7 protein-coding genes and 1 pseudogene are annotated in these 4135 nt (G+C 45.2%); all 8 read left to right on the top strand.

The features are described from left to right. Window positions 1-65: 65 nt before the first annotated feature. Window positions 66-278 (top strand): GNAT family protein, encoded by a 213-nt coding sequence (locus E5329_RS28470; protein ID WP_330572420.1) that lies wholly within the window; start codon window positions 66-68, stop codon window positions 276-278. Between the two features lie 43 nt (window positions 279-321). Continuing rightward, a complete protein-coding gene (locus E5329_RS28475) occupies window positions 322-738 on the top strand; it encodes a pyridoxamine 5'-phosphate oxidase family protein (protein WP_135992489.1) in 417 nt (138 codons plus the stop codon). A gap of 25 nt (window positions 739-763) precedes the next feature. Then, window positions 764-1243, top strand: coding sequence for a GNAT family N-acetyltransferase (locus E5329_RS28480; protein WP_275443858.1), 480 nt, complete (start codon window positions 764-766; stop codon window positions 1241-1243). Beyond that, a complete protein-coding gene (locus tag E5329_RS28485; protein ID WP_275443859.1) occupies window positions 1233-1715 on the top strand; it encodes a GNAT family N-acetyltransferase in 483 nt (160 codons plus the stop codon). The genes E5329_RS28480 and E5329_RS28485 overlap by 11 nt, the downstream gene beginning before the upstream one ends. Window positions 1716-1735: 20 nt before the next feature. Next, window positions 1736-2497: an MBL fold metallo-hydrolase gene (locus E5329_RS28490; RefSeq protein WP_135992491.1), complete on the top strand. Its 762-nt coding sequence runs from the start codon at window positions 1736-1738 to the stop codon at window positions 2495-2497. An 11-nt stretch (window positions 2498-2508) separates the two neighbouring features. Beyond that, window positions 2509-3060, top strand: coding sequence for a GNAT family N-acetyltransferase (locus tag E5329_RS28495; RefSeq protein ID WP_275443861.1), 552 nt, complete (start codon window positions 2509-2511; stop codon window positions 3058-3060). Window positions 3061-3172: 112 nt separating this feature from the next. Continuing rightward, window positions 3173-3403, top strand: a complete 231-nt coding sequence (locus E5329_RS31365; protein ID WP_275443863.1) for a DUF6194 family protein — start codon at window positions 3173-3175, stop codon at window positions 3401-3403. Window positions 3404-3417: 14 nt separating this feature from the next. Continuing rightward, window positions 3418-3950, top strand: a pseudogene (locus tag E5329_RS32425) (CatA-like O-acetyltransferase); the annotation flags it as partial. Window positions 3951-4135 lie beyond the last annotated feature (185 nt).

The raw sequence follows: 4135 nt of genomic DNA on the forward strand, positions 1-4135 counted from the left end.
TGCGCAAAAACGGAACAACTTAACAATTGATTATTTAAAATGGGTTATACTAGGGAAAAGGAATCATGACAGAGGCTGTAAAACAGGTCTGCGAATATGTTTTTGAGAAAAGTGATATTCTCCGCATTTATGCAGAGCCATTTGCGTTTAATACGGCATCTTGTCGTGTCCTGGAAAAAGCAGGTTTTCAGTATGAGGGGATGTTAAGAAATAGTGCGGTAAAAAACGGGAAAGTGATCGATATGAAAATGTATTCTCTGTTGAAAGAGGAAATATAAATTCTGGTCTTCCGGCCTGGAAACAGTAAATGAGATGATGTGTATGAAAAAAATGTGTGAAGAAGCTGAAAAAATAATGACAGAGCGATTTGGAAAAGATATGGTGATTGCGCTGGCAACAGTAGAAAAGGGAGTTCCTTATGTACGGTATGTAAATGCCTATTATGAGAATGGAGCGTTTTATGTTATTACCTATGCACTTTCAAATAAAATAAAACATTTAGAAAACAATCCTGTGATTGCAATAGCCGGTGAGTGGTTTACCGCACATGGCAAGGGGATAAATTTAGGTTATTTTGGAAAGGAAGAAAACCATAGGATTGCAAAGAGGCTGAAAGAAGTGTTCTCTGAATGGATTGATAACGGGCATACTAATCTTGAGGATGAGAACACGGTCATTTTATGTGTGGAATTGACAGATGGGCTTTTGCTTTCACATGGGACAAGGTACGAGTTTTAGGATTTCAATTTCCGGAGGGATTATTATGAAATTTCAAAGAACAGATGGCAAAAATAAAGATTTTATAGAAAACTGCAGGTTTCTTGATATGGATCTGGACAGACGTGTCGGGAAAAAGATAGAAAGAGACAAATACAAAAAATATAACCAGTTGGATGAAATTAAGGAAGCAATCGTTGTGTATGAAGGGAAGCGGGTAATTGGCGGCGGAGCCATCAGAAGATATGATGATGAAACGATAGAATTGAAACGAGTGTTTGTACATACGGAATATCAGGGACGGGGCATAGGGAGCAGGCTTGTCGCCCTTTTGATGGAATGGGCCATAGAACTGGGATATAAGAAAATGGTTCTTGAAACCGGGGAGTTATTGGCTGAATCCTGTGCCGTATATAAAAAGCTGGGTTTTCAGGTGATCCCGAATTATGGTCCGTATGAGGATATGCCGGAATCATTGTGTATGGCAAAGAATTTGAAAAACGGGAGGCGGGCAGATGCGGGATAAAGATTTTGATATGCAGCTAAAGCGGGCGGAATGTCCGGTAAAGGTTGCGGAGATCGTGGAGAAGACAATAAGGGCCGTCTATCCTCATTATTATCCTTCCGGGGCGGTACAGTTTTTTCTGGATCTGCATAACGAACGGAGGATAAGGGAAGCGCTTGCCAGGGAAGATATCTATTTTGCGGTGGTGCAGGGAGAAATTGTAGGAACCGGGAGTATCCGGGGGAATGAGATCTGCAGGCTGTTTATCTTACCGGAATACCAGGCAAAGGGTTATGGAAACAGGCTGATGGATTTCCTGGAAGATATGGTTTTCAGGAAATATCATGCAGCACATATTGATGCGTCTTTTCCGGCGGAAAGTATGTATTTGAAACGGGGATACCGGATAAAAACCTATGAGAAAATTGAGACAGGGGGCGGGGACTATCTCTGTTACCATACAATGGAAAAGGCGGCAGATGGAAAGGGATAAAGGCTTTCAGGAGGGAACAAATGGATAAATGGTTTACTGTTGACAGGATAGATGAGGATACTTATATCATTAGCGAATACCGGCATTGGGAGGAAACACATTGTTATCTGCTGAATGGTTCCGGGCGGAGCCTGCTGATCGATACGGGGCTTGGGATCTGTAATATTTATGACAAGGTGGTGAAGCTGACAGACCAGCCGGTTACGGCTGTTGCCACGCATATTCATTGGGACCATATCGGAGGGCATAAATATTTTCCGGATTTCTATGCCCATGAAGAGGAACTGGGGTGGCTGTCGGGCGGGTTCCCTTTGTCTATGGAAACGGTCAGGGGCATGGTAGTTGACCGTTGTGAACTGCCGGAAGGTTATGATGTGGGCAGCTATGAGATGTTCCAGGGGAGGCCGTCCGTGGTTCTGCACGGTGGGGAAGAGATTGACATTGGTGGGAGGATGATAAAGGCGTTTCATACACCGGGACATTCACCGGGGCATATGTGCTTTTGGGAACCGGAGCGTGGATATCTTTTTACAGGGGATCTGATCTACAAGGATACTTTGTTTGCATATTATCCATCTACAGATCCAGAAGCTTATCTTTCCTCACTGGAAAAGATGGCGCTGCTTCCTGTGGAAAGGGTGTTTCCGGCGCACCATTCCCTGGATATCCAGCCGGAGATCATCGGCCGTATGAGAGATGCTTTCCAGGGATTGAAGGAAAGCGGGAAACTGCGTCATGGGAGCGGGACTTTTGATTACGGAGACTGGGCGGTCTGGCTGTGATGGGGGTGTTTATGAGGGATGAAGGAAGGATGGAGACAGAAGATATTATTCTTGGAAAGGCAAAATATGAGGATTGGAGATCGATATACCGGAATGTCTGGTCAAGGCCGGAAACAGCAGAATATATGGTATGGAAAGTGACGGCTGATGAGGATGGGGCCAGGGAGAGAATACAGAGGACGATCGCATGGCAGGAAAACCATGACGCGTGGCTGGTCTATGAGAGGGGCAGCGGGCAGGCCATTGGTTTTGCCGGAGTGGAGGAAACAGAGCCGCATATTTATCATGAGACTGGTATTGCCTTGGGCCCGGAGTATGTGGGAAGGGGATATGGGAAACAGATACTGCGTTTATTGATGGAATACTGTATTTCTTTAGACGGGCAGGAATTTTATTATTCTACACGGACAGGGAATCTTGCTTCAAGGGCACTGGCCTTATCCTGTGGATTGACTTATCACCATTCGGAGCGGAGGACAGACCAGCGCAGTGGGAAAATTTATGAATTGGAGATTTATAAAAAGAATCTGGAAAGTATAGGGGTGGGATATGAAACCGGATGAGATATTGAAGTATTGCCTGGAGAATCTGGAGGGGAGCGTCCTTGTGGAGAGTTGGGGAGAAAAGGGGATTTTTTATAATCCCTGACGTGTGCTGAAAAGGGGCGTGTACATATTGACGGTCAAGGAGAAGGACGGGGATAATGATAAAGGCTCTAAGCTGGACAGGCCGGGGGTTTACCGGGTGAACCTGGGTGTCCGTAAGGATACGTTTGTGAAGCTGTTCGGGGCTGTGCCAAAACGTCCGGGGCAGGCGGGGTTGTGGAAATGGATTATGATTTTTCTGCGGCTGACTGTTTTTTACCCCATCCGGTCTATGCGTAGATGGGGTGGATGTGTGTGCTGAATCCGTCGGAAGAGACTTTTGAGGCGGATATCACAAATTTCCGGCGGAAGGTGAAAGCGCAGAACCTCTCTTTTACGCTTGCGTTTGTGTATGCGGTATGTAAATGCGCCAATGAGATTGAAGCGTTCCGGTATCGTTTCCTGGATGGGAAGGTGGTTCTTTTTGAGCATATTGATACTGCGTTTACTTATCTGAATCAGGATACGGGGCTGTTCAAAGTGGTCAATGTGCCGCTTCGGGGCAGTATTCAGGAATATGTGGAGACGGCGGGGAGGATTGCAAGGGAGCAGAAGGAATATTTTACAGGCCCCTTGGAAATGATGTGTTCCAGTGTTCGCCTATGCCCTGGATTACCTATACGCATATCTCACATACCAATTCCGGAAAAAAGGATAATGCGATGCCCTTGTTTGACTGGGGGAAGTATTATGAGAAGGACGGTAAGATTGTCATGCCTGTATCTGTCCAGACTCATCATTCTTTTGTGGATGGGATACATATTGGACAGTTTGCGGATAGGCTTCAGAAATATTTGGAATCATTTTAGGAGCGGAGGTTTGATTATGCCCAAAGGGCATATCGCATGACATGCCTTTCAGGTGGTCAATTAAAGGTATAACGTAAGTTTACAAAAAGGACAGAAAATGCTGGGGAGGCATTTTTCAGTCTTTTTTTCACTTTATAGGAAATTGCGATTTTTGAGGAGAGAAAAAGAACAAGAGTTTACCGAAC

This window comes from Petralouisia muris (genome assembly GCF_004793545.1).
GTDB lineage: Bacteria > Bacillota > Clostridia > Lachnospirales > Lachnospiraceae > Petralouisia > Petralouisia muris.